General features: G+C 64.1%; 30 protein-coding genes. 5 read left to right on the top strand and 25 right to left on the bottom strand.

Annotated elements, in window-relative coordinates:
* The first annotated feature begins 66 nt into the window (after positions 1-66).
* Complete coding sequence (locus PGB28_RS15375) at positions 67-540, top strand: disulfide bond formation protein B (protein WP_271422435.1); 474 nt, start codon at positions 67-69, stop codon at positions 538-540.
* 4 nt (positions 541-544) lie between these two features.
* Here PGB28_RS15375 and PGB28_RS15370 read toward each other — a convergent pair whose 3' ends face one another.
* Both PGB28_RS15370 and PGB28_RS15365 read right to left on the bottom strand, forming a co-directional pair.
* A complete protein-coding gene (locus PGB28_RS15370; protein WP_271422406.1) occupies positions 545-1,663 on the bottom strand; it encodes a site-2 protease family protein in 1,119 nt (372 codons plus the stop codon).
* An 83-nt stretch (positions 1,664-1,746) separates the two neighbouring features.
* The gene (locus PGB28_RS15365) at positions 1,747-2,172 is read right to left on the bottom strand and encodes an Lrp/AsnC family transcriptional regulator (protein ID WP_271422405.1); all 426 of its coding nucleotides are present in this window, start codon (positions 2,170-2,172) and stop codon (positions 1,747-1,749) included.
* Positions 2,173-2,286: 114 nt separating this feature from the next.
* On the opposite strand from PGB28_RS15365, the gene rocF reads away from it, so the two are divergent.
* On the top strand, positions 2,287-3,213 hold the full coding sequence (rocF, locus tag PGB28_RS15360) for an arginase (RefSeq protein ID WP_271422404.1): 927 nt from the start codon (positions 2,287-2,289) through the stop codon (positions 3,211-3,213).
* A gap of 11 nt (positions 3,214-3,224) precedes the next feature.
* On the top strand, positions 3,225-4,292 hold the full coding sequence (locus PGB28_RS15355; RefSeq protein WP_271422403.1) for an ornithine cyclodeaminase: 1,068 nt from the start codon (positions 3,225-3,227) through the stop codon (positions 4,290-4,292).
* A gap of 51 nt (positions 4,293-4,343) precedes the next feature.
* Here the strand turns inward: PGB28_RS15355 and PGB28_RS15350 are convergent, their stop codons facing one another.
* Together PGB28_RS15350 and cysE are read right to left on the bottom strand one after the other, a co-directional pair.
* Positions 4,344-5,561, bottom strand: a complete 1,218-nt coding sequence (locus PGB28_RS15350) for a permease (protein ID WP_271422402.1) — start codon at positions 5,559-5,561, stop codon at positions 4,344-4,346.
* A 70-nt stretch (positions 5,562-5,631) separates the two neighbouring features.
* Entirely contained in the window at positions 5,632-6,477 is an 846-nt protein-coding gene (cysE, locus tag PGB28_RS15345; RefSeq protein ID WP_271422401.1) for a serine O-acetyltransferase, read from the bottom strand.
* Positions 6,478-6,567: 90 nt separating this feature from the next.
* Here cysE and PGB28_RS15340 point away from each other — a divergent pair, with 90 nt between their 5' ends.
* Positions 6,568-6,906 carry a TraR/DksA family transcriptional regulator gene (locus tag PGB28_RS15340; protein ID WP_271422400.1) on the top strand — a complete coding sequence of 113 codons (339 nt, stop codon included), beginning with the start codon at positions 6,568-6,570 and terminating at the stop codon, positions 6,904-6,906.
* Positions 6,907-6,921: 15 nt separating this feature from the next.
* Here the strand turns inward: PGB28_RS15340 and PGB28_RS15335 are convergent, their stop codons facing one another.
* From PGB28_RS15335 to ctaA, 21 genes are all read right to left on the bottom strand, one after another.
* Complete coding sequence (locus PGB28_RS15335) at positions 6,922-7,251, bottom strand: DUF7742 family protein (protein WP_271422399.1); 330 nt, start codon at positions 7,249-7,251, stop codon at positions 6,922-6,924.
* Positions 7,251-11,186 (bottom strand): baseplate multidomain protein megatron, encoded by a 3,936-nt coding sequence (locus PGB28_RS15330; protein ID WP_271422398.1) that lies wholly within the window; start codon positions 11,184-11,186, stop codon positions 7,251-7,253. Before PGB28_RS15330 ends, PGB28_RS15335 begins: the two co-directional genes overlap by 1 nt.
* Before the next feature lie 3 nt (positions 11,187-11,189).
* Positions 11,190-11,624 (bottom strand): NlpC/P60 family protein, encoded by a 435-nt coding sequence (locus tag PGB28_RS15325; RefSeq protein ID WP_271422397.1) that lies wholly within the window; start codon positions 11,622-11,624, stop codon positions 11,190-11,192.
* Complete coding sequence (locus PGB28_RS15320; RefSeq protein ID WP_271422396.1) at positions 11,621-12,505, bottom strand: DUF2163 domain-containing protein; 885 nt, start codon at positions 12,503-12,505, stop codon at positions 11,621-11,623. The genes PGB28_RS15325 and PGB28_RS15320 overlap by 4 nt, the downstream gene beginning before the upstream one ends.
* Positions 12,505-13,137, bottom strand: a complete 633-nt coding sequence (locus PGB28_RS15315) for a DUF2460 domain-containing protein (protein ID WP_271422395.1) — start codon at positions 13,135-13,137, stop codon at positions 12,505-12,507. The genes PGB28_RS15320 and PGB28_RS15315 overlap by 1 nt, the downstream gene beginning before the upstream one ends.
* Before the next feature lie 15 nt (positions 13,138-13,152).
* Positions 13,153-13,803 (bottom strand): phage tail tape measure protein, encoded by a 651-nt coding sequence (locus PGB28_RS15310; protein ID WP_271422394.1) that lies wholly within the window; start codon positions 13,801-13,803, stop codon positions 13,153-13,155.
* 1 nt (position 13,804) lies between these two features.
* On the bottom strand, positions 13,805-13,999 hold the full coding sequence (locus PGB28_RS15305; RefSeq protein WP_271422393.1) for a rcc01693 family protein: 195 nt from the start codon (positions 13,997-13,999) through the stop codon (positions 13,805-13,807).
* Positions 13,996-14,322 carry a gene transfer agent family protein gene (locus PGB28_RS15300; RefSeq protein WP_271422392.1) on the bottom strand — a complete coding sequence of 109 codons (327 nt, stop codon included), beginning with the start codon at positions 14,320-14,322 and terminating at the stop codon, positions 13,996-13,998. Before PGB28_RS15300 ends, PGB28_RS15305 begins: the two co-directional genes overlap by 4 nt.
* A 1-nt stretch (position 14,323) precedes the next feature.
* Positions 14,324-14,737, bottom strand: coding sequence for a phage major tail protein, TP901-1 family (locus PGB28_RS15295; protein WP_271422391.1), 414 nt, complete (start codon positions 14,735-14,737; stop codon positions 14,324-14,326).
* Positions 14,738-14,760: 23 nt separating this feature from the next.
* On the bottom strand, positions 14,761-15,171 hold the full coding sequence (locus PGB28_RS15290) for a DUF3168 domain-containing protein (RefSeq protein WP_271422390.1): 411 nt from the start codon (positions 15,169-15,171) through the stop codon (positions 14,761-14,763).
* On the bottom strand, positions 15,168-15,506 hold the full coding sequence (locus PGB28_RS15285; RefSeq protein ID WP_271422389.1) for a head-tail adaptor protein: 339 nt from the start codon (positions 15,504-15,506) through the stop codon (positions 15,168-15,170). Before PGB28_RS15285 ends, PGB28_RS15290 begins: the two co-directional genes overlap by 4 nt.
* Positions 15,503-16,102, bottom strand: a complete 600-nt coding sequence (locus tag PGB28_RS15280) for a head-tail connector protein (protein ID WP_271422388.1) — start codon at positions 16,100-16,102, stop codon at positions 15,503-15,505. Before PGB28_RS15280 ends, PGB28_RS15285 begins: the two co-directional genes overlap by 4 nt.
* 155 nt (positions 16,103-16,257) lie before the next feature.
* Positions 16,258-17,439: a phage major capsid protein gene (locus PGB28_RS15275; protein ID WP_271422387.1), complete on the bottom strand. Its 1,182-nt coding sequence runs from the start codon at positions 17,437-17,439 to the stop codon at positions 16,258-16,260.
* A gap of 27 nt (positions 17,440-17,466) precedes the next feature.
* On the bottom strand, positions 17,467-18,021 hold the full coding sequence (locus PGB28_RS15270; RefSeq protein WP_271422434.1) for an HK97 family phage prohead protease: 555 nt from the start codon (positions 18,019-18,021) through the stop codon (positions 17,467-17,469).
* A gap of 53 nt (positions 18,022-18,074) precedes the next feature.
* Positions 18,075-18,299 carry a GTA head formation protein, RCAP_rcc01685 family gene (locus PGB28_RS15265; protein ID WP_271422386.1) on the bottom strand — a complete coding sequence of 75 codons (225 nt, stop codon included), beginning with the start codon at positions 18,297-18,299 and terminating at the stop codon, positions 18,075-18,077.
* Positions 18,292-19,467 carry a phage portal protein gene (locus PGB28_RS15260; protein ID WP_271422385.1) on the bottom strand — a complete coding sequence of 392 codons (1,176 nt, stop codon included), beginning with the start codon at positions 19,465-19,467 and terminating at the stop codon, positions 18,292-18,294. The genes PGB28_RS15265 and PGB28_RS15260 overlap by 8 nt, the downstream gene beginning before the upstream one ends.
* 241 nt (positions 19,468-19,708) lie before the next feature.
* Entirely contained in the window at positions 19,709-20,818 is a 1,110-nt protein-coding gene (locus tag PGB28_RS15255) for a DNA-packaging protein (protein ID WP_271422384.1), read from the bottom strand.
* 19 nt (positions 20,819-20,837) lie between these two features.
* On the bottom strand, positions 20,838-21,179 hold the full coding sequence (locus PGB28_RS15250) for a hypothetical protein (protein ID WP_271422383.1): 342 nt from the start codon (positions 21,177-21,179) through the stop codon (positions 20,838-20,840).
* Between the two features lie 191 nt (positions 21,180-21,370).
* Positions 21,371-21,757 carry a nuclear transport factor 2 family protein gene (locus PGB28_RS15245; RefSeq protein ID WP_271422382.1) on the bottom strand — a complete coding sequence of 129 codons (387 nt, stop codon included), beginning with the start codon at positions 21,755-21,757 and terminating at the stop codon, positions 21,371-21,373.
* An 86-nt stretch (positions 21,758-21,843) separates the two neighbouring features.
* Complete coding sequence (locus tag PGB28_RS15240; RefSeq protein WP_271422381.1) at positions 21,844-23,319, bottom strand: carboxypeptidase M32; 1,476 nt, start codon at positions 23,317-23,319, stop codon at positions 21,844-21,846.
* On the bottom strand, positions 23,316-24,464 hold the full coding sequence (gene ctaA, locus PGB28_RS15235) for a heme A synthase (RefSeq protein WP_271422380.1): 1,149 nt from the start codon (positions 24,462-24,464) through the stop codon (positions 23,316-23,318). Before ctaA ends, PGB28_RS15240 begins: the two co-directional genes overlap by 4 nt.
* Before the next feature lie 217 nt (positions 24,465-24,681).
* Between ctaA and PGB28_RS15230 the strand changes: the two genes are divergently transcribed.
* Positions 24,682-24,990, top strand: coding sequence for an SH3 domain-containing protein (locus PGB28_RS15230; protein ID WP_271422379.1), 309 nt, complete (start codon positions 24,682-24,684; stop codon positions 24,988-24,990).
* Positions 24,991-25,022 lie beyond the last annotated feature (32 nt).

Genomic DNA, 25,022 nt, shown 5'->3' with positions numbered 1-25,022 from the left:
GTTTTGAGACCTTGCGCAGCACTCATGCGCAGCCCATACAGCATCGCACAGAAACATCAGGACAAGATGCCCGTGACACGCCAATTTCTCATCATTCTTGCCGCCGGGGGCTCGCTTGCCCTGCTGGCCGCTGCCTTTTTCTTTCAGGCCCTTGGCTGGGCACCCTGCGCCATGTGCCTGTGGCAACGCTGGCCGCATGCGGCGGCGGTTGTGTTCGGCGGCGCGGCGCTGGCCATATCCGGCCCGATGATGCCTCTCCTCGGCGGGCTGTCGGCGCTGACCACCGCGGGTATCGGCGTCTATCACAGCGGCGTCGAGCGCAAATGGTGGGCAGGCCCCGACAGCTGCACCGGCGGCAGTGAAGATCTGGGCGGTCTTGGCGGCGATGCGCTCCTGCCCGGGGCCAGTGAAGGACCGGCGCTGGTGCTGTGTGACAGTTTCGAGCCGTTCCTCTTTGGCCTGACCATGGCGAATTACAATGCCTTCGCCTCGCTCGGGCTGGCGGTGATCTGGGCCATGGCGGCGCTGAAACGCGATTGATCTGTCACGCGTCCAGTTGCTGACGCACCGACAGGTAATCGAGGATGTCGCGCATGGTCAAAAGCCCGACAAGCGCGCCATCCCGCCCTACCACAAGCAACCGCCCGCTGCCGCGTTCCTGCATGAGGCGGATCGCGTCGAGCACCGGCATGTCCGGGTCCACCTGTCCCACCCGGCCCTGCGGGTTCACCACATCCACCGCGCGCGTCGTGGCGCGGTCCTCGCGCGCCACCCGGCCGATATCTTCGGACCGGAGCGTGCCAAGCACCCGCGCGCCCCGCACCACCGGATAGGCGCTGTGATGGCTGGTGTAGAAATAGGCCTCGACCGCTTCGTCCAGCGGCGTATCTGACGGGATGGTCACTACGTCGCGCAACATGATCTGACCCACGCGGACGCCCTCCAGCCCGGTTTTCATGACCATCTGCATTTCCGATGACCGCGACGCGGTGATGATGAAGAACCCCAAAAGCGCCTGCCACATCCCGCCGATGGCATTGCCGGAAATCAGGCTGAACAGCCCCAGCGCGATCAGCACCATGCCGAATGTCCGCCCCAGCGCCGCGCCCATCCGCGTGGCGCGGGCGAAATCGCCGGTTTTCCACCACATCGCCGCGCGGAATACCCGCCCCCCATCCAATGGGAAGGCAGGGACGAGGTTGAACGTGGCGAGGATGAAATTGATCACGGCCAGATAGACAAACAGCGCCGTGCCCAGCTCACCCGGCACCGCGCCCGCAACGACATAGAACAGCGCCGCCAGCACATAGCTCATGATCGGACCCGCGATGGCCATGTAGAACTCGGATTTGGCGCTGGGCGGTTCACGCTCCATCTCGGCCACGCCGCCAAAGATGAACAGCGTGATGCCACGGATCGGGATGTCAAACCGCCGCGCCACCACGGAATGCGCCAACTCATGCAGGATGATCGAGGCAAATAGCCCCAGCGCCCCGATCGCCCCCAGCCACCAGGCAGCGTTGGGGCGAATGCCCTCGACGGCTTCCGGGAAGTAGCCGGTGGCCAGCGACCATGTCACCAGCACCGCCAACACGGTCCAGGACAGGTCCACGCTGACCCGAAAGCCCAGAATGGTGAAAAGATCGATGCGGTTGGACAGCATGGCGTGGCGCTCCTTATCTGCGTCTGATCCAAAGCTAGGGGCGCGCGACCGCTCTTTCCATGACCCGGATCAAAGCCGCGGCGTCAGCCGGATTTCTTGGTGGACAGAAGCAGGCTGGTTTCCGAATGCGCTACCCCGTCAAACCGACGAATGCGCGCCAGCACCGCGTCAAAGCTTTCCAGCGTGTCGGTGCCGATCTCGGCGATCACGTCCCAGCGCCCGTTTGTGGAATGCAGCGCACGCACCTCGGGCAGGCCCTGAAGCTGGCGCAGGATACGGTCGGTGCCGCGCCCTTCGATCCCGATCATCATCAAACCCCGCACCGGATCGGTGGCGGTATCGCCCTTGAGCACGACGGTAAATCCCACGATCTCACCGCGCTGCTGCAACCGTTCGATGCGTGCCCTGACCGTGGTGCGTGACAGGCTAAGCTGCGCCGCAAGATCAGACAGCGAGGCGCGCGCATTGTGGCGCAGCGCGGCGATGAGTTTTTGGTCGGAACTATCCATTTCGGAGTATAAAGCCTTCGAATTGCATTAATTGGTTCCGATATGATCACTTTGGCCGCTTACAGACAACCGCTTCTGCGGAAATGATCGTGCCATATCGTTTTGGAGACTCACATGACCCGGAAAACCTGTATCCTTGTCGGCGCGCCGATGGATTGCGGCAAACGCCGCATGGGCTGTCTCATGGGGCCCGATGCCTATCGCACCGCCGGGCTGGGCCGCGAACTGGCCAATCTGGGCCACAAGGTCGAGGATCTGGGCAACCTGACGCCCGCCGCGCATGAGCCCGACAGCGGCGACACACGGCTCTACGCCCCGCGCGAGACCATTGGCTGGACCCATCGGCTGATGCGTGTCGCCCGGGAGTCGATGGCGCGCGGGCTGCCGATTTTCCTCGGCGGCGATCACGCGCTGTCCATGGGCAGCGTGACTGGCGTCGCCGCCTATGCCGCCGAACAGAACCGCCCGCAATTCGTGCTCTGGCTGGATGCGCATAGCGATTTCAACACGGCAGAGACCACCGAATCCGGCAACCTGCACGGCACGCCGGTGGCCTATGCGGCGGGGCGCAAGGGCTTTCCCGGTTTTCCCGCGGTGCCCGCGCCGGTGCCCGAAGAGAATATCTGCATGATCGGGTTACGTTCGGTCGACGCGCCGGAAAAGGCGATGTTGCAGGAGACGCAGATTTCCTGCCACGACATGCGCGAGATCGACGAGACCGGCATTGCCACACCGCTGGCCGCCTTCCTGGACAAGGTCGCCGCCGCCAATGGTTTCCTGCATGTCTCGCTGGACGTGGATTTCCTCGACCCGACCATCGCCCCCGCCGTTGGCACCACCGTGCCCGGCGGCGCCACGATCCGCGAAGCGCATCTGGTCATGGAGATGATTTGCGACAGCGGGCTTATGACTTCGCTCGATCTGGTGGAACTGAACCCCTTTCTCGATGAGCGCGGCCGCACGGCACAGGCGATGGTGGACCTCGCCGCCTCGGCCCTTGGCCGCCGTGTCTTTGACCGCCCGACCCGGGCCTTTGCGTGATGGAGATGCCCATGAAACCGCTCCGACCCTCTGAGCTCATGCCCTCGGACAAGGCGCTGGTGCCTTTTGTCTCGGTCGACAACATGATGCAGCTGATCCATCATATCGGCGTGGAGCCGATGCTGCGCGACCTGGCCGCCTATATCGAAGATGATTTCCGCCGCTGGGAGCTGTTCGACAAGACCCCGCGCGTGGCGTCCCATTCCGATGTGGGGGTGATCGAACTGATGCCCACCTCGGATGGGGAGGCTTATGGCTTCAAATATGTCAATGGCCACCCCAAGAACACCCGCGAGGGGCTGCAGACCGTGACTGCCTTTGGCCTTCTGGCCGATGTCTATACGGGCTATCCGGTGCTGCTCACGGAAATGACCATGCTGACCGCGATGCGCACGGCAGCGACCTCGGCCATGGCGGCGAAATACCTCGCGCCCAAAGGGGCCACGACCATGGCGATGATCGGCAATGGCGCACAGGCGGAGTTTCAGAGCCTCGCCATGAAAGCGCTTGTGGGGATCAAGACGGTCAAGCTCTATGACATCGACCCGAAAGCCACCGCCAAAGCCGCGCGCAATCTCGCGGGATCGGGGCTGACCGTGATCTCCTGCACCTCCGCCGAAGAGGCCATCGAGGGCGCGCAGATTCTCACCACCTGCACGGCGGACAAGGCCAACGCCACGATCCTGACCGACAACATGGTCGGCGCGGGCGTGCATATCAACGCGATCGGCGGCGACTGCCCCGGCAAGACGGAACTGCATCCGGGCATCGTGGCGCGTGCCGATATGTTCGTGGAATATCCCGAGCAGACCCGGATCGAGGGCGAGCTACAGCAAATGCCCGCCGATCACCCCTTTACCGAGTTGTGGAAGGTGATCACCGGGACCGCACAGGGCCGCCGCGATGCGCGGCAGGTGACACTGTTCGACTCCGTGGGGTTTGCCATCGAGGACTTCAGCGCGCTCCGCTATGTCCGCGACGCCATTCGCGGCACTGATCTATACGCCGATCTCGATCTGCTGGCGGATCCGGATGATCCGCGCGACCTGTTCGGAATGCTGCAACGAAGCAAGGGTTGACGGATCAGACAGGTGCTGGCCAGCGCACATGTTCCTGGCCGCCCCTGCGCATTATCCCCAAAGCGCCAGAACGCCCCCGGCGAGCAACCAGGCCAGGGACAGCAGCGCCAGTGCCCGCAGCACATGATCCGCAGTCCCGGAGCCGTGATCATGGTCGTGATCATGGCCGCCATGCCCCGCCCGCTGTGCCAGCACAAACGCGCCAAGGCTGATGGCGGCAAAGCCCAGATTCAACCAGAAGGTATAATCCAGCGCAAAGCGGCTTTCCGGCGCGGGCAGCCCGCGCGTCACCGCCTCGGGGGCCAGCCCCAGCGCCCAGAACCCGTAATGGATGGCCAGAGCGGTCACGATCAGCGCGATCAGGAAGACCCCGGCAATATAAAGCGCCATGCGCCAGCCATAGAACTGCGCATTCACCCGCAATACGGGCAACACGATCAGATCCGAGAAGATAAAGGCCATGATCCCCGCCACGCTTACCCCGTTGGCATAGAGTAGCCCGGCCAGCGGAATATTCCCCATCGAGCCGATAAAGGTGAAGAAAGCCGCCACCGGCCCGATGATGGTCTGGGCCAGCACCTCGCCAAAGCCCGGCGCGCTGTCGCCCCCGGTGCCTGGGAACAGCCAGACAAAGAACTCACCGGGCACAAAGGCCGCGATGATCCCGGCCACGGTGAAGCCGATGGTCACGTCCTTCCAGACCATCTGCCATTCGCCGATATAAGCCTGTGCCAGATCGGCCCACACCCGGGGCGCGCGCCACAGCGCCGAAAGCGGCCAGGGATCGTCATCGCCGCCCGCTTCAAGCCGGTCACGCAGCTGGCGCACAAGGCTGTCCGGCCGCGTGGCCCGCACCACGCCCCACATCACCCCGATCAGGATCAGCCCGCCAACATATTCACCCACCACGAAATGCCAGGACAGAAAGACCGAGATGACAATGCCCAGTTCGATCACAAGGTTGGTTGAGGCCAGAAGAAAGGCCAGTGACGGCACCAGCCCCGCGCCCTTGGCCAGAAAGGACCGCGTCGCGGCCAGCGCGGCAAAGCTGCAGGACGACGAGACAAAACCGAAAAACGTACCCAGCACCACGGGCCGCAGTCCGCGTCCGCCCATGGTCCGGCTCATCGCCGCGCGCGAGGTAAAGACCTGGATCGCCGCGCTGATGGAATAGCCCAGGCCAAAGGCCCAGAACGCCATCCAGAAAAATCCAAGGCTGTGCAAAGCCGCCTCGGCCCAAAGCGTCAGGAAGTGTCCCTCAAAGGGCATGGTCCCTTTCCTGCGCGCCGCTGTTTGCGATCAACCCGGCGCGCTTTGTTCTTGCAGCGCCCGGGACGTGTCAGGCACCTGATTTCAGAATCTGATCCATGGTCATGGCAGGCTGGTCACAGCCCGCCTCGCCGACGATCTTGGCCGGGACGCCCGCCACCGTCTTGCAGGGCGGCACTTCGGACAGCACCACGGACCCTGCGGCGATGCGAGAGCAATTGCCGACACGGATATTGCCCAGCACCTTGGCACCCGCGCCGATCAGCACGCCATCGCCGATCTTGGGGTGGCGGTCCTCTTCTTCCTTGCCGGTCCCGCCCAGCGTGACCGAATGCAGCATCGAGACATTGTCACCCACCACGGCCGTTTCACCGATCACGATGGAATGGGCGTGGTCGATCATGATCCCCTTGCCGATGCGCGCGGCGGGGTGAATGTCGATGCCGAACACCTCGGAGACCCGCATCTGGATGAAATAGGCCAGATCGCGCCGCCCCTGTTGCCAGAGCCAATGACCCACGCGGTACGCCTGCACCGCCTGGAAGCCTTTGAAGAACAGTACCGGTTGCAGGAACCTATGGCAGGCCGGGTCGCGGTCATAGACGGCGGCGATATCGGCGCGGATCGCCTGGCCAATCGCCGGGTCATCCCCCATCGCCTCGTCACAGATCTCGCGCAGCATCTGGTCGGACATCTCGCCCGAGGCCAGCTTGAGCGAGATACGGTAGCTCATGGCGCGTTCCAGCGATTTGTGGTGCAGCACGCTCTGATGCACCAGCCCGCCCAGAAGCGGTTCGTCATGGATCGCCTGTTCCGCTTCGGTCAGGATTCGCGCCCAGACCGGATCGACCTTGGCAATCTGCGCCTGTGTCTGCGCCCCGGTTTGCGCCCCGGTTTGCGTCTGTGAAAGGGCCATGGCATCCTCATTCATCATGTCTGGCCTTCGAATATAACACGGAGCACGCGCAGGCCAAACGCATTCTGGTGATCGGAGCCATCGCAAATCATGAACACATCGGAAAAACAACGGTTTTCCAAGCTGATCCATGACATGCTCGCGCGTCTGGACGAAGAAAAAGCCCGCGGACAGGAGGGCCAGTCCGTGGTCACACTGGACCAGCAATCGGTCGGGCGGCTCAGCCGTCAAGATGCGTTGCTCAGCCAGAGCATGGCCAAGGCCACGCAGGCGCGGCGAGATGTGCAGGCGATGCGCCTGACGCAGGCGCTGGCGCGTCTGGAGACCGACGAATACGGCTATTGCGAGGATTGCGGCGAGGAGATCGCGCTGAAACGGCTGGAATTCGATCCCGCCGTCACGCGCTGTATTTCCTGCGCGAATGGATAGCAGAATCCGAAATCTTTAAAAGATTTCGGACCGATTTCTTTTGAAGAAATCGCCTGTTCTGCGCCGCATCCGCCACTCCAGAAGCAGCCGGAACACCGTCTCAAGACAGCGGCAATAGCGCTCTTCGCCCAAATGCGGTTCATCCGCCAAAGGCCGCGCGCGCGCCGCCGCCATCAGCGTGCCATTGCCCCAATGGCGATGCGGCCGCCCCATGCGTTTGACAAAGCGGTCGGCGAAATCCGCCTCCTGGATCATCCGCCGACACAAGGATTCCCGGGCAACGGGCGGCACGCAGAGCATGGCGCGCGCCGCCGCCGTCACATCCCCATGACCCACGGGCCGCATCAGGCCACCCACCGGGCAAACGGCCCCGGCCCGTAGACATCCGAAACCTGCGCGATCTCCACCGCGAATCCCGGACCCACCCCATCGGCAGCCTGCATCGCCGCGTCATAGGTAAACCCCGGCGTGCTCAGCGTCACCTCGCGCTTCACCACCGTGCCTTCACTCACCCGCAGCAGATATTCCTCGCGCGCCTCGCCCAGCGGCACATCGGCCAGATCCCAGCTGTCGCCGTCGATCCGTGTTCGCCGTATCCAGCTGATCTGAAGATCGCTGCCCTGCCATTGCCCTGTCAAATGTACCGGCGACAGAGGCCGCAGCCCGTTGCCATCAAAGGCATGCACCTCATGCACATAGCTCGGATCATTGATCCCGCGCCGCGCCGGGCCGATCCGGTAATGCCGCGCCATACGCCGCGCCGACGAGGCCAGGTTGATCTGCTGCGCCGTCCCGTCGAACAGCACGAAATAACTGCCCACCGGCCATGTCTCGGGCATCAGCGCATCGGTGCCCAACTGCCCGCGCAGACACTGCGACAAGAGCCAGGTGTCCGCGTCGATCAGCACCGCATCGCGGAACTGGAACAGCTCCCAGCCCCCCGGCGTGCCATCGCCAATCGCCGCCAGATTCGCCCCTGACAACAGCGCCGCCTCATCCACAGACGACAACGCACCGGTGGTCAGCTTCACCTGCAACGCCGCCTGCCGGTCGATCAGCCCCGGTTTGGCCCGGAACAGTGGCGTTTGTGTCACGCCAACCGTGGCCCGCGCCGCGAAAATGTCATTCAGCGCGTAATTGCTGTCCTGCGGCGCATCATAGACAGCCACCGATCCGGGCCATGGCTTGGCCGTCAACGCCAGATGCGGCGCGTGGGGCACCTCGTCCCCGGTGATCAGCGGCAGGTCCATGAAAAGCGGCAGCACCGGCACCGGCGGCACGAAGCTGTCCAGCCGCACGGGATCGTCCGCGATCTCCACCGGGTCATAGACCTCCGGTTCGATGCGCACCGCCTCGATCATCTGTTCGCGGCCGAGTTCCACGCTGTCCACCCGGTAGAGCGCGCGCCCTGTCTCCTCGGACAGCGACACCACATCCCCCGCCCCGATCTCCAGCTGCGAGGGCGGCAGGGCAAAGCGCGCCACCTCGCGCGCCACCCGCGCCTCGGCCAGCCAGCGCTCCACGGTCTGCCGCCCCTCGACCCGGGTCATGGACAGTGGGATCTCCGAACGCGACACCGCATGGGTCGCCTCATCGGGCAGCACCGCCTCTTCGCTGATCGCGTCGTAATCGCCCTCGGCCCGCACGAAATCAAGCCGCACGCGCCCCGCCATCTCGGCCTCCGGCGCGCGGACCTGTGTCAGCACCCCGTCGAGATCGGGATGCAGCGACAGCCGCTCGGCGTCGAGCTCAACCGCCCCCGCCCCGTCGCGCATGACAAAGCGCAACACGCCATCGCGCTCCACCGCGTCAAACCCGTAGCGCAGCATCAAGGGCTGCAACAGCCCGCGCATCTCGCCCTGTCCGCTGGCCACGTAACCGCGCACAAAGCCATAAAGCTCCGACACATCAAAGGCCGTCACCCCCGCCTCGCGGCAGATCTCACCCACCAGATCGGCCAGGGACATGCCCGACACCCGGCCATTGAGCCAATGCCCGCGCGCATAATTCCCGCCATCGGTCCAGAGTTCCCGATTGCCCGGAAACCACGGGAAGGGTCGCGCATCCCAGGCCCAGACAAAGGCGCGGTCCATGTCCACCATCGGCCCGCCATATTCGTCCGAGACCGGGTTATTCGTCGGATCGCCCCAGAATTCCGCATAGGCGCGCAGATACTGCCGCTGGATCAGCTCATCACGCCGCCCATTGGAATAATGTGGCAACGCGCTTTCGCTGGATTTCGGATCAAGGAACTTGTTGGGCTGGTTGGTGCCCTTGTCGATCGCCGCACAGCCATATTCGGTGAACCACACAGGCTTCGATCCGGGCACCCAAGCGGTCGGGCTGGCCTGCCGGACACCGCCGATGCGCTCATGATGCGCGTTCGACCACCATCCCTTGATGTCCTTGTAGCGAAACACCCAAGGCTCCCCATGCGCGCCATCGGTGATCGGCTCCCGTCGCTGTGCCGCGCGCGCCTCGGGGCTGGGGTAATACCAGTCATAGCCCTCGCCCCCGGCCACATTGCCGCGCAGGTAATCGGGGTTATAGATCGCGCCAAACCCCGCATCGGCATGGTCCTCGCCCTCGCGCCAATCGGAGAGCTGCATGTAATTGTCGATGCCGACAAAATCGATCTCCGCATGGCTCCACAGCGGGTCGAGATGGAAATACACATTGCCAGAGCCATCCTGCGGGTGATAGCCGAAATATTCCGACCAATCCGCCGCATAGCCGATCTTTACATTCGGCCCCAAAAGCGCGCGCACATCCGCCGCCAGTTGCACCAATTGCGCCACCGCCGGAAAGCTGCCGCCCGCGCCACGGATTTGCGTCAGAGACCGCATTTCCGAGCCGATGCAGAAACTGTCCACGCCGCCCGACGCCGCACACAGCGCCGCGTAATGCAGGATGAAGCGCCGATAGCTCCATTCCGCCGGGCCGGAATAGCTCACTTCCCCATTGCCAATGGCGAAATCCCCCGGGCTTGCCGTGCCGAAAAACGCCGCCACCTCGGCCTCCGCCGCCGCCGTGCCATCCGTGCTCCCCGCCTGCCCGGGCGCTTTCGCGGTCGTGATCCGCCCGCGCCAAGGCAGCACCGGCTGGTCATCCGCATCGCTCCACGGATCGGGCAGGCCATTGCCCGCCATCTGCTCCATCAGGATGAAGGGGTAGAACATCACCGCCTGTCCACGCGCATTCATCTCCTGAATCGCCTCGACAACCGAGGCATCCGCAGGCGTGCCGCCATAGACCGGCCGGTCCGTGCCGCTCTCGCGTGCGACCAGCTCGGCCACTTCCCGTTGCAGCCCCGACACGCGCCATTTCATCCCCTGGCCGTCATAGTCTTTCTGCTCGACCTTGGGTTTCAGGCTGCATTGTCCCGCCCGCAGATCGTCGCCGAACCAGCTTACGATCAACGAGGCCGCGCCCACATTCGGGCATTCCGCCTGCAACTGATCGAGCGAAGTCTCAAGATCGCTCTTGCCGGACGGCGAATTGACATTGGCCAACCGCGCGGAGCCGGGCCCAAACTTGTATTTCACCGGCTTGGTGGCCAACGCATATTCCCCGGTTCCCGGCATCAAGGCCACGGCGCGCAGGTTATAGGGCACCTCGTTCTGCCCCCCCGGCGTATCCGGCTGCACGGGGCGCGTGACCTCGAAACTGAACTGCGCAACGCGGTTGCCGAAATCCGACAGGTCAAGATCCTCGAACACGACATAAGCCGTCCCGCGATAGGCCGGGACCTGCCCCGTGCCCTCGATGGCCTCGATCTTGGGATCGGGCAGTTGGTCCTCGGACCCGGTATAGACGCGGATATTGTATTCATCCGGTGCAATCTCTGACCCATCGGCCCAAATGCGCCCGACGCTGCTGATCTCGCCCTCGCAGATCGCGATGGCAAGGTTCACCGAATACCAATAGCTCTTGGTCGTCACCTTCGGCCCCGCGGGTGCGCCTTTGCCGCCGCCCCCGCCGCTGGATTTCTTGCGCACATGTTCGGTAAACTCGCTGGCCCAGATCACGTGTCCCGACATGCGCATACGCCCATAGGCACGGGCAATATCCGCCCCCTCACCCGCGCGATTGACGCGGAACCGGTCGATCCGGGCACCTTCGATCACCTGAGACCCCTGTCCCATCAGGCGCTGGTCAATCGCCCGCCCCGCCGTGGCCCCGATGAACCGGCCCACCGCCGTCATCGACAGGCCAAGAAACGTGCCGCCAATGGCGCTGCCCACCGCCGCGCCCACTGCTGAAAGTACAATCGTCGCCATGTCTTAGCCCTCCAAGGGAAATGCGAACCGGGCCACGATGCGCCGCGCCCAGGGCGCGCTCAGCGGGCTTTCGATAACCCCGTGACCGGAATAGGAATGAATGAAACGCGCCTCAGGCCCGGTGCATGATTGCAACCCCAGATGCTTGGCCACAGCACCCGCACGCATGCGAAAGAGAAGTACGTCCCCCGTCGCTGCCGCGTCCAATGGCTTCTCGACCAGATGCGCCATCGCCGCGCGCCAGAGCCGCTCTTCGCCCTGCGGCTCGGACCAGTCCTGCGTGTACGCCGGGACGTCTTCGGGCTCCGCCCCCATCACCTCGCGCCACACGCCGCGCAGCAGGCCCAGGCAATCGCACCCGGCTCCCCCGACCGACGCCTGATGCAGATAGGGCGTCCCGATCCAGCCCCGCGCTGCCGCTACGATACGCGCGCTCATCGGCGGCTCCCGCCGGTGCCTTGCCCCGATTTCGACGGGTTCACGATCAGCCAGTCATCCTCGGGCAAATCCGGGAAACCACGGAAATTCAAAAGGTTGTTGAACTTGAGCCGACAGGTCTCCATGCGCTTGTCGCACCCCGCCGTGATCCGCACCACATCGCCAACGGCCACCTGCGCGCGCAAAGGCTCCCAAAGCTCGATCTCGCGGCCCTCCGCCACCGGCACATCCCGCTTGATCGCGCCATAACGCCCGTGAGCCGCACCGCTCAGCACCTCCAGCCGCCCCCGCTGGAACCAGCCCGGCTCAAATGCGCCATCGCCGTCCAGCGTCACGGTCGAGGTCTCTTCCACCGCCAGCACCGGACCTTCCCAGTGATAGCCCGGCTGATCGAGGTCGAATTTGCAGGATGCATCGCCCAGCACCGCCGTGCAAGGTGCCTGATAGACCCGCCCGAAAGGCCGGTTCAGCGCCTCAGACAGCCCGCGCAGTTCGGCCTGAAACGCGCCGTCCACGCGCCGCATCTCGCCAATCGTGCCGCGAAACAGCAGCTGCCGCTGCGCCACGTCGGCCCAGTTCACCAGCCAGGCCCGTACCCCGGCCCCGTCAAAGCGCCCGGCCAGAATATCGGCCTCGGTGATCGCCGCATCCGACAGCGCCCCCACGGCCTCGGTATTGTCCACCGCAAGCCCCGTTCCCTGCTGTAACGCCATCGCGCTCAGCCCGGTATCGGCGCAAAACGCCAGCCCCTCAAAGCTCAGATCCCGATCATGATCGGTAAACCCCATCTCCGTGCCATCCGCACGGGTGATCGCCCAGGCACGGCAGAGCGTCGTCAGACCGCCCGCCAGATGCGCCTTCAATCCCTCATGCAACGCCATCAGACCCGCAGCTCCACAACCGGCACATTGGGCACTTCTCCCGCCTGAAAGGACGCGACGCTGGTGGCAATCCGGTCCGTGTCAAACCGCACCGGCACGTCAAATTCGAACCCGGCGGTGATCTCCACGTCCTGCAACGGCGGGCGCTCGAACGTGATCACGCCCGTCGCGCCATCCACCTCCCAGTGAATGCTTTCCTGAAGCTCATCCCCCTGCACACCCACGCGCACGGTGCCCGCCACCGGTTTTACGATGGGCCGTACATATTCCGCCTCGCCCGAGCGATAGGTCTTGACCAGCGGATAGGTCACGCTGGTCCCATCCCCGATAGCAATCACCTGATCGGTATAGCGAATCTCGGCGCTGGGCTTGCAGGACCGGAAATCCGACCAGTCCTTCCAGCGAAACCCATACATCTGCCCGCGCCGCGCCTCGAAGAAGGAAATCAGGTCCTCCACATCGTCCAGCGACCGCAGACCCAGCCCCGCATCATAGCGCCTGCGCGACTGCGCCCATGGCGTGTTGCGCTCCTCGAACCCATTGGCAAGCGTCACCACATCGGTCCGCCTCTCTGGCCCCCCAACCGAGCCAAAGCTCAGATTGGCCGGAAACCGTATCTCGTGAAATCCCATCTCTGTCCCCTCCGCTTACCTGTTGCGCTGCCCACGGGCGAGCACACGGCCCATCTGCGCCGCGATCTGGCTCTGAGAGCGCTGGAACCCGGCCACATCGGGCGTCTGGATATTCATCACCACGTTGACGGCCCGGCCCCCGCCATTGGCCATCACGCCCAGCTTGCCGTCGGGGCCACGGGTCAGCGGCATGATCGCCTCCGGCCCCGCCTCGCCCATCAGCCCCATGCCGCCCCGCATCGGAAACTGCACCGGACCGCTGACAATCCCGCCCGTGGCAAAGGGCGTCACACGGCCCTGGCTGAACGCGCCGCCCTTCTCGAACGGCATGATCGAATTGACCAACCCGCCCAGCAGTGACCCGAAGTGATCAGTCACCGGCTTCACGGCGGCGTTATAGGCCGCGTTGATCATCGACTGGCCCACCAGTCCCAGCGCATCCGACAGTTTCATCCCGTCCAGCACCACGCCGTCGATGGCCTGTTTCAGCCCGCCCGACAGCGTCTTGCTCAGATCCCGCGCCTGGTTGCCCGTGGCCGAAAACGTCTGGTGAATGCGCTGCAATTCCGCGTTGAAACCGGCGGCCAGCGATGACGCCGACCCCAACGACTCCGCCAGCGCATCCACCGTCAGGTCAAGGTCTTCCAACCCGTCCAAGTCACTCATCTCATTGCCCTTTCTCTTCATCCGGAAACGCCCGGATCAACTGATCCAGCCGGTCCCGGGTGAGCGGCGCATCGCCGCCGCCCACCCCCAGCATCAGCATCAGTTCCGCAGGCGTCAGCGCCCAGAACTCCGCCGGTCTCAGCCCCAGCACGCGCAGCCCCGCGCCCATCAGCCGGGGCCAGTTGATGCGGCTCACGATGGTGCCTCGTCCGGCACCATGAAGGCCCGCGCCAGCAACTCCGCCGCCGCCTTTGCCGCCCCCATCGGCCCGCCCGCGATCTCGGACTGAACAAGGTCCTTGCCAGTCCCCTGCCAACCGCCACCGCGCAGCCCCGCCACGATGAGCCTGAGCACATCGCGGCTGGAAAACCGCCCTGCCTCGAACCGCTCGACCAGCGCCACCAGCGTGTCCTCGCCCAGCGCCTCCTCAAGCTCCGCCAACGCCCCAAGCGTCAGCTTGAGAACACGCGCCTCTCCGTCGATGACCAATGTCACCTCTCCCCTCCACGGATTGGCCATGTTACAAGCCGACGAAGCTCAGCTGCCCGGCAGACGCGAGCGAAAGCTCATAGGTCGCCTCGCCATTATGGCTCCCGGCATATTCCAGAGAGGTCACCTGAAACGGGCCTTCAACAGTGCCGAAATCCGGGATAATGACCTGAAAAGACGGCACTTCCCCGTCAAAGAAAATCTGGCGCGCACGTTCGTCCGTCGCATCATCCTTGAACACGCCCGAGCCGGAAATCGCCGCGCTTTTCACCCCCGCGCCGCCCAGCAATTCGCGCCAGCCCCCCGCGCTTTCGAGCGAGGTCACATCCACCGTTTCCGCGTTGAAACTCACGCGGCTGGCGCGCAGCCCCGCCATCGTCGAAAACTGTCCGTCCCCGGTCACATCCACCTTGATCAACAGATCCTTGCCGTTCTGAGCAGCCATATCATTCACTCCGTTTGAGAATTTCAGTTATCTTCCACACGCGCCCGAAAGATCAGGTCGATCCGCCGCGTGCCGTTGCCCGTATCCCGCGCGGCCTTGGCCTTGCGGAACCACAGCCCCACAAGCCGCCCTCGGCTCAGGGTCAATGCCGCATCGCCCAGCGCATCGTTCACCGCCGCCGCCGCCTCTTTGGCCTGCGAAAACCCCTGCGCCCCGGTCACGACCGACACGGAAAAATCATGATCCGCGCCATCCCCGGTCTTGTCCGACCGGTCGCGCACCGTCTCGGACCCAAGCGTCACATAGATCGGCGGCAAGGTCCCCGACGGGATCGCGTCATAGATCGCACTACCAACAATGTTGCCCAGTGCCACATCGCCCGACAGGCGTTGATACACCGCCTCCTGCAACGCCGCGGATACCGCATAGCTCATGTCGCCACCTCCTCTTCTGCAAAACATGTCAGGTAGCGGCCCTCCGGATCAGCCTCCGCCACCGCCTCGATGCGCCAGACGCGGCCACCCTCACGAAGCCGCTGCCCCGGCTCGGGCCGCGCCGGATCGCCCACCGGGGCCCCGCGCAGCACGATCCGCCATGGCATGACGGACACCGGTCCCGCCTCACCCCGCGCCTGCCGCCCGGTGCGTGCCGTGACCTCGGCCCAATGCACCCCCAGCGGCATCCAGATGCGGTCAAAGCCCCCGGCCCCGTCCGGCACGTCCTGCGCTGCTTCAAGCGTCAGCGCCCGCGTCAGCCTAGGCCGGATCATTGGACCACTCCAAAGCCCGCGCGCATCACCCGGTAACGCTCGATCAGCGAGGTCACGCCAAACGGCATGCACCCCTGTCCCAGCGCCGTCTCATCGCGATATTCGTAGTAATGTGCGGCAAGCAGCATCACCGCCTGCCCCAGATCGGCGGGCAGCGCGCCCCAATCCGCGCTGTAGCCTGCGGTAAAGGTCACCTTTGCACTGCCCCTCGCCGGGATCCCAGGCAGGCACGCCCCCGTTGCGCGCAGTTTCGGCACATGCGTCTCCGCCACCAACCGGTAAGCCCCGGGATCGGCCACATTCACCGTACCGCCCGCATCCTCGATCTCCACCGTACCAACCGCGCTCACCGGGGCCACCGGCAGCGGCTGCAGATTCGCCGCGCGCCACTGGCTCACCGTCCAGCTGAAATCCCGCGCAATCAGCACCTTGCCCGTGCGCGCCTCAATGGCCGCAATGGCCGCGCGCAGGAAGCTTTCCAGCACCGCATCCTGCACCGTCGCGCCCGAGAACCCGGCCCCCAACCGCAGATGCGCCTTGAATGCCTCGACCGGTAGGGCCGCGCCCGGCACTGTGGTCTCTTCCACCAACATCATCTTGTCTCGTCTCCCGATATCCCCGGCCCCTCGGCCAAATAGTCAGGCGCGCGCCACCCGCGTTGCTCGAACGGAGGGGAGCAGCTAGACAACACCGGCTCTCCGGCGCGCGCCCGCCAAGGCCCCTGACGAGGCCCCGGCCTCACCATCCCCGCTTAGGAGATGGCGTACCGCAGCAGCTTGATGGCGGCAAAATCGCTCACGTCACCGCCCACGCGCTTGGTGGCGTAGAACAGCACATTGGGCTTGGCCGAGAAGGGATCGCGCAGCACGCGCAGGTCCGGGCGTTCGGCCACGGTGTAGCCCGCGCCAAAATCACCAAAGGCAATCGCATCCGCGCCAATGGCAATGTCCGGCATGTCCTCGGCAATCAGCACCGGATAGCCCAGCAGACGCGCGGGCTCCCCGGCAGCCAGACCATCGGACCACAGGAACCGGCCATCGCCATCCTTGAGCTTGCGCACCGCACCGGCAGTCTTGGAATTCATGACAAAGGTGCCCTTGGCGCGGTATTCCGCCCCCAGCGCATAAACCAGATCAATGATCGCATCGCCATTGCCAAGCGCGCCATCGACGCCGGTCGGCACATAGCCCAGATTGCCCCAGGTCCAGACATCATTGTTCACCGACGTATGGGTCAGGAAACCGGTCGGCTTGTCCACGCCATCGCCATTGATGAACGCACTCGCCTCGGCACGGGCGAATTTCTCGGCAATCCGCCCCGCAAGCCAGCTCTCGATGTCAAAGGCCGCATCATCCAGCAGACGTTGCGACGCCTTGGGCAGTGCGCTCAGCTCGTAAAGCGGAATGGAAATGCGGTCGATGGTCGGCGTTCCGGTCTCGCTGGTCGCCGTTGTCTCATCCGCCCAGCCTGCGCCCAGATCGGTGGTGTCCACCAGCACGTCATAGGACGTCGCCTCGACATTCACGACCGTGGCAATCGCCCGGATCGACGCGCCCGAATGCAGCACCGATTTGATCTTCTCGGCGGTCGCCGGGTCCACCAGGTAACCACCATCACTGTTCACAGCCGTGGACATGGATTTGCCCTCAAGCTCAAGCCCGCGCAGACCATCGTCATCGCCCGAGCGCAGATAGGCATCAAACGCCTTCTGATGCGGCGCATCGTAATCGGTGGCGGCCAGAACCGGGCGCGCCGCGGTCAGGGATTTACGTTCCATCTTGGTCATTTTCTCTTCCTGCTTTTCCACTTTCTCGGTGATCTCGGCCTGAAAGGCCTTCAGCTCGGACAAAAAGCCGCCCATCGCGCGCTTCACCTCCTGGGCCGGAGAAGACAGATCTTCCCCGTCCCATGCCTCTGCATGGGTCATGTCCATTCGCTCTCTCTCCTGAATTCGGCGGGCTTAGCCCCGCGCGATCTCCCGGCGCGCCGCGTCAAACACCGCCGCCAATTCCCGCATGGTCTCGGTCACCGGGGTTTCCCCCTTGGCCGCGACCCGCGCCCCGACACGAGCACTGGGCAGCATCGGAAAAGTGACAAGCGATACTTCCCAAAGCTCCAGTTCCATCAAGAGCCGCTGGCCCTTGTCGGTCTTGCTGGCGCGTTTGGTGCGATAGCCAATCGACAAGCCATCAATCGCGCCCGCAGCCAGAAGCGCCACCGCCTCGCGCCCCTTTTCCACACTCTCCAGAATGCGGCCCTTCACATAAAGACCCTTGCCATCCTCACGTACTTCATCCCAGATCCCGATGGGCTGGGCCGGGTCATGCTGCCAGAGCATCCGCACCTGCCGCTTTTCCGCAGCCAGCGCCTTGAGCGATTCCGCATAAGCGCCCTTTTGCACCACGTCGCCACCCTGATCCGCCGCGCCAAACAGGCTCGCATAGCCTTCGATCTGATGCCCGTCTGTGACGCTCAGCCCGTCTTCAAACCGCGCAAATTTCGTCTCAAGTACCATCATTCTCTCCATCGCCCCGTAGGGTGGGCAATCTGCCCACCGATCCGTCCCCCTCAAGGCACCGCGCTCAGCAACCCCTGAAACGCCTGACCCAAAATCGCCGCGACAACCCCGTACACCGCCAGCCACAACCGTTTTTCCAACCGCTCCAGCAGCTCTTCCAACCGATCCAGCCGTTTGTTCATCGCGTCGAACTGCAATGCCGCCACCCGCTCATGCGCTTCCAGCCTCAGCGCAGGCGCACAGTCAAAAGGCTCAAAACCCGGTCTTTCACCCATCAACCCGCTCCACCGGCAACCCCAACAACCGCCGCTTCTCCGCCTCGCTCAGGAACTCCGCCGCACTCACCCGCGCCCAAAGCTGGTCGCGCTCAACCGCCAGCGCGGGCACCTGGTCCAGATCCGGCTTGATCGCCAGATCCTCCCCCGCAAACCCGGCCAACCAGGCCGACAAGGCTCCCGTGACCCGCCCCACCAGCGGCAACACGGTCAGCCGGTAAAACGCCCGGTTCGCCTCGGCATAATTGGCATAGGTCGCATCGCCGGGGATGCCCAACAGCATCGGCGGCACGCCGTAAGCCAGCGCAATCTCCCGCGCCGCCGCATCCTTGGTCTTGTGAAACTCCATGTCGGACGGCGAGAACCCCATCGGTTTCCAGTCCAACCCGCCTTCCAGCAGCATCGGCCGCCCCGCATTGCGCGCGCCCTGATGGTTGGCCTCGATCTCCCCCGCCAAGCGCTCATATTGCTCCGTCGACATCGCGCCCTGCCCATCCGCGCCGCGATAAACAATCGCCCCCGAGGGCCGGGCCGCATTGTCCAAGAGCGCCTTCGACCAGCGCGAGGCCGCATTATGCACATCCAGCGCCTGCGCCGCCGCCTGCAGGGGCGAGAACCCGTAATGATCATCCTGCGGATGGAAATTCTTCACATGGCAAATGGGCGAGATCGGCCCGGTCACATCAAATCGGTGCTTCGCCCCGCCCACGCGATATTCATAGGCCACCGGCCAACCATCGCGCCCCGGCACCACCGCCATCCGGTCAGAACGCAGCACATGCAGTTCCACCGGCAAGCCATCCTCCGCCGCAACAGCCTCCACATAACCATTACCCGACAAGAGCAGATGCCCATAAAGCGCCTCAAGCAGTTCCGCGCGCCCCTGACCCGCATTGGGCCGCGCCAAAAGCGACACCAGCGGATGCATCTCGTAACGCTGCGTATCGTCCTGCACCATCAACGGGATGGCGCTGGCGGCCTCCGCGATCAGCTTGACCACCCGATGCGCCACCGGATTGCCCGCAAATCCCGTCTTGGTCAGCGACACCGCGTCGCGCGGGCTCCAGGCCACGCGCCCCGCGCTCATATGCGCCACCACCGGCCCCGTGGCGCTGGCCTTGGCCTCCGGCGCGTCGCCCGCCTTGTCCCGCCGCAAAAAATCGAACATCGCGTCCTGCTCCTTCATCTCTTTCGCGGCACGCCTTTTCCCAAAGGGTGGGCAATCCTGCCCACCACTCCACGACGCCGACGCCACTTCTGAAACCCGCTCCGATGGGCCAACCGCCCCTCGGCTCTGTCCCGATCATTCTGCTAAAAAAGGGTTAACATCCCCCGATCACACCGCGCGCTGCCCCCAAACCGAAATCTTCAAAAGATTTCGGTCCGATTTCTTCAAAAGAAATCGCCACTCACAACACCCGCACCCGCGCCTGCACATGCCCCACATGCGCCGTGACCAACTCGGTCAAGGCCCAGACCAAGGCATCCACCCGGTCCGGGCTCCCCTTGCCCTGATACCCACGCAGCGCCATGCGGCACATCTGGTCTTCCAGATCACCCAACCCCGGCAGGTGCCTGACCCGCCCCTGCTCATACAGCGCCGCCACCGGCTCCGCCCGCGCCGCCCATTCCGCCGGGGACGCGCCCGCAATCGACGCATCCTCCAAGACCACCGCCTCCCAATCGCTCACCGGCCCGCGCATCCGCACGCCGGCGACAATGATCCCGCAGTCATCCGACCCCGCATGGCCCGAGACCGGCGGATCGACCGCCACGACAATCCGGTCCAGCCGCCCGGAACGCTCCACCCGCGCCTGATCCAGCATCGCATGGGTCCAGAGCGCCCCCTCCACATCGGTGAGCAGCTCGCCATCCAGTTCCTGACGCCCCAGCCGCGTATTGGCATAGCGCGCCCGCACTTCATCAAGAAACGAGGACGCCAGATACGCCGCATTCGCCTCGGTCGGCGCGCGCGTCACCACCGTGGACGGCACCTCCAGCAAATCCTTCAATACCTCCACATTGCGCGGCGTTGTCGTCACGCAAACCCGCGGGTCATCACCCAGCCGCAAACCAAAGGCCAGCATGTCCCAGGTCTCCTGCCCTTTGGGCCATTTCGCCAGTTCATCCGCCCAGGCCGCATCAAATTGCGGCCCCCTCAAAGCCTCCGGGTCATTGGCCGAAAAACACTGCGCCACCGCGCCATTGGGCCAGACCAGCCGCCGCCGCGTCGCCTCCCATTTCGGCACCCGGTCGGGCGGCGAACAGGCGAGAATGCCACTGTCGCCAAACACCATCACATCGCGCACCTGGTCATAGGTTTCCCCCACCAGCGCCACCCGCCGCGCCCGGCCCCGGTCCAGCGGCCGCGCGCCTTCCACCTGCGCGCGCACCCATTCCGCCCCCGCCCGCGTCTTGCCCGCGCCACGCCCACCCAGGATCACCCAAGCCCGCCAATCGCCGTCGGGCGGCAATTGATGCGGATGCGCCCAGAACTCGAACAAAAAAGGGAGAGCCATAAGCTCTCCCTCCTCCAGATCAGCCAGAAACGCCTCTTGCGCCGCAACAGGCGCGGACCCGAGCCAGACGGCACCCGACCTCAGATCGCGCCCGGTCGAGGTCAAGCCCCCAGGACCCGACGATTCCTGCTTCCTTTCGTGCATATTCCGCAAGCTGCGCCTCCGTTTCCTTGGCCAGCCTGAGCCATGACCGCAACTCGGTCAGCGTCTTGCTGGCATCCTTCAGATTATCGACTTCCCCGGCCCGGACCCGTTTTCTCAGGTCTCTCAATGTCTCCTCGAACTCGCCGAGGATGTCGCGCACGTCTTCAAGATCGCCTTCAAGCCGCGCGATTTCCTGCTCCGGGGTAATAAGAACCATTCTGCTCGTATACCTCTCATGCAAAGGGTGGTTCCCCCGCACGACAGACACGAAAAAACAGCCCACCGGGTCACCCCGGGGACTGTTCGCCCACATCTCCTAGCATGTCACAATCGATACGCGAAACCGCGCGCAGAGTCAAGACTGAAGAAGTTAACACATTGTAAAGGCACCGTTTTATGCGGCAACTTCTAGCCTTCCTCTTTCGGCAGCATAAAGAATTCTTCCCGGGCGATCTTGCCGTCTTCCACGGAATACACGGCAATCTCGCGCAGGGTCATCTTGCGACCCGTGGCCTTCTGCGTCACCTCCGCCTCAAAACGCACGGCAAAGCGGTTGGGCGGATGCACATAAGGCCCGTCCGCCTCCAACGAATGGATCTCATGCGTGGCCGCCCAATCCTCGCGCTTGGCGGCAATGGGCCCCCGCCCCTTGGCGATGCGCACATCGCGTCCCGGCGGCACCACCGCCTCGACCGATTGCGCATTCTCCGCGTAAATCTCGTCCACATGCCCGATGCCTCGTCGCTCCCGCATTGCCTGAACGAAGTCGCGCCCGAGTTTGATGAGATCATCCATACCAATCCTCCCTCTCTTTGAGGGTCAGCATGGCATGGCGCGTATTTCTGCGCCTTGACCGGGATCAAGGCGCGTCTCTGTTGCGTTCAGATGCCGTAGAGATCGCCGAATTTGGCCTCCAGATAGCGCAGGAGCGGCCCCTCGCTGGGCGCTTGTCCGCTGGCCCGCTCTATAACCTCGCGCGGCAGGTAGAGCCCGCCATGGCGCTGCACGTTGTCGCGCAGCCATCCCGTCGCCGCGCCCAACTCACCTTGCGCAAGCTGTTCATCCAGTTCCGGCACCGCCGCGCGCAGCGCCTCGTAAAGGCACCCGGCATAGACATTGCCCAAGGCATAGGTCGGGAAATACCCGAGCAGCCCGGCGGCCCAATGCACATCCTGCAACACACCGTTTGAGGGCTTGTTCACCGCATAGCCGAAATCCGCTTCGAACCGCGCGTTCCACGCATCCTCAAGGTCGCGCACCTCCAGCGTCCCGCCCATCATCGCGCGCTCCAGATCAAAGCGCAGCATGATATGCAGGTTATACTGCACCTCATCCGCCTCGGTGCGGATATAGCCACGATGCACCCGGTTCACCGCGCGGTAAAACGCCTCTTCGCTGGTCACGCCAATGTCGCCAAAGGCATCGCGCATCCGGCCATAAAGATAGTGACAGAACGCCCGGCTGCGGCCCAGCTGGTTCTCATAAATCCGGCTCTGGCTCTCATGCACCCCCAGCGACACACCCTGCCCCAGCGGCGTCAGGCGATAGTCCGGGTCGATCCTCTGCTCATAGGTGGCATGCCCGACCTCATGGATCGTCGAATACAGACAATTGAGGGGATCATCCTCCGCCGTGCGCGTGGTGATCCGCACATCCGCCCCGCCGCCCGAGCTGAACGGGTGCACGGACTTGTCGAGCCGCCCATGGGTCATGTCATAGCCGAAGATCTCGGCGATTGACCGTGCCAGAACCAGTTGCGCCTCTTCCTCGAAATGCCCGGTCAGCCCGGCAGGCTCCGGTTGCTCCAGCACCGCCGCGCGCAAAGCCACCAGCCCCGGACGCAGCGCATCGAACAGCGCCGCCACCTCGTCGCCCGTGGCGCCGAATTCATATTCCGACAACAGCGCGTCATAGACATTGCCGCCACCCGCCACATGCGCGCCTTCCTCGCGGCGCAGCGCCACGATCTCTTCAAGCACCGGCGCGAAGGCTTCGAAATCCTCGTTCTCGCGCGCCTCGGCCCATTTGCCAAAGGCCACCGAGGTCACCTGCGCAATCCTGGACGCCAAGGCTGCGGGCACTTTGCTGGCCCGTTCAAAATCCTTGCGGATGTGGCGCAGATTAGCCCGCGCCACCGCGTCCAGCGATGCATCATCAATCGCCGCCAGCCAGTCCCCGACCTCAGGAGACGTGCGACGCGCATGTAGCACGCTTTCCAACGCCCCGATTTCTTCCGACCGCTGCTCCGCCGCGCCGCGCGGCATCATCGTTTCCTGGTCCCAGCCCAGCCGCCCGGCCACCTGTGCCAAAGCCTCGGTCTGGCGCTGATAGGCCATCAGATCATCATAAGCGCTCATCGGATGCTCCCCCGGATCGAATCCGCCCGCGGATAGCCCGCAATAAACCGCGCCCGCAGGATCAGCACCCACAAGAGCACCGCGCCAAGCTGATGCACAATCGCGATATGCAGCGGCGCGGAATAGATCACCGTGACGATCCCCAGCACCACCTGCAACAGTGTCACCGCCAGCACCGCGTTGAAGGCAAAGCGCGTCTGCCCATTGGGCGACCGTCGCGCCCGATTCCAGACAACAACGGCATAGATCAACAGCAGATACCCCGCAATCCGGTGCATGAACTGCACCAACCCGTCATTTTCAAAGAAGTTGCGCCAGACCGGCTCGATCTCGAACGGGAACGGCGGAAAGAACCCGCCCGCCATCAACGGCCAATCGGTATAGTTCCGCCCGGCATCAATCCCGGCCACCAAGGCACCGATCAGGATTTGCAGAAACGCAAAATGCATCAACCCGGTGCCCATGGAGAACAGCTTTTTCTCGCGGTTTCGGCGGCATTGCATCAATTCCCGCTCTTCACAGCCCAATTGGAATATGTACCAGGCCAGTATGCCAAGGATCACGAAAGCCAGCCCCAGATGCGTGGCCAGCCGGTAGGACGCCACATCCAGCATGGTCCCGGTCAGCCCCGAGGACACCATCCACCAGCCCACAGCCCCCTGCACCCCGCCCAGAACGCCGGGGATCAGCAGCTTGCCGGTCCAGCCCGGCGGAATTTTCCGCAGCGCAAGGAAACCAAAGAAGCCGATCGCCCAGACCAGCCCCACGAAACGGCCCAGCTGACGATGCCCCCATTCCCACCAATAGATGACCTTGAATTCGTCCAGCGACATACCCTTGTTCTGCAACTGGTACTCTGGAATTTCGCGATACTTGTCGAATTCGACCTGCCATTCCTCGGCTGACATCGGCGGCAGCGCCCCGGTCACCGGCCGCCATTCGGTGATCGACAGCCCGCTATCGGTGAGCCGGGTCAACCCGCCCACCGCGATCATCGCCACCACCAGCGCAAACAACACCATGAGCCACACACGGATCGCCCGGCGCGCACCCTTGCGGCCCTGATCGATCATGCCGGTCTGGCGCTGGGTCTCGTCACGCCGCTCGGCGCCCACCTCTTCGAAAAGCTTACGTTTCTCGGCCATCCTGCCCTCCGTTTCGCCGGGACAGTAGTGCCGCACCTCAGGGGCTTCAAGCGCCCTGCGACGGTTTGGCAAACCACCGATGCAGCGTAGCGAAGGGTAAGGAATACCTCCGTCCGGTTTTCCAGACTACGCGGTTCAGCCCGAAAAGGTTAATTTGGGTCACATCACGAACAGCAGCACCCAAGGATTTCAGCTGCACATCTTGGAGGACCAAGTCATGAAGAAACTGCTTATTGCCGCTATTCTCGCCGCAGGCACCACTGTCACCGCAACCGCCGCATCGGCCACCGCCTATTGGGTCGAATATGGCATCACGCTCAATGCCCGCTCCGGCCCCGGCACCCATTACGATGTCTATGGCGTGCTGCGCTCCTGCACCAAAGTGCACGTGGTCGGCTACAAGCACGGCTGGGCGAAAATCAAGTACAAGGGCCATTACTACTGGGTCTCTGCCAAGTACCTGCAGAACCACGAATGCCACTACCAGCCCAAGAAGAAGTACAAAAAGAAGCATTACAGCTACTGATCCGGGTCCCGCACCCTCCCCGTCGGACCGGA

It is taken from the genome of Primorskyibacter aestuariivivens, assembly GCF_028023675.1.
GTDB lineage: Bacteria > Pseudomonadota > Alphaproteobacteria > Rhodobacterales > Rhodobacteraceae > Marinovum > Marinovum aestuariivivens.
This window is presented reverse-complemented; position numbering and strand designations above follow the sequence as displayed.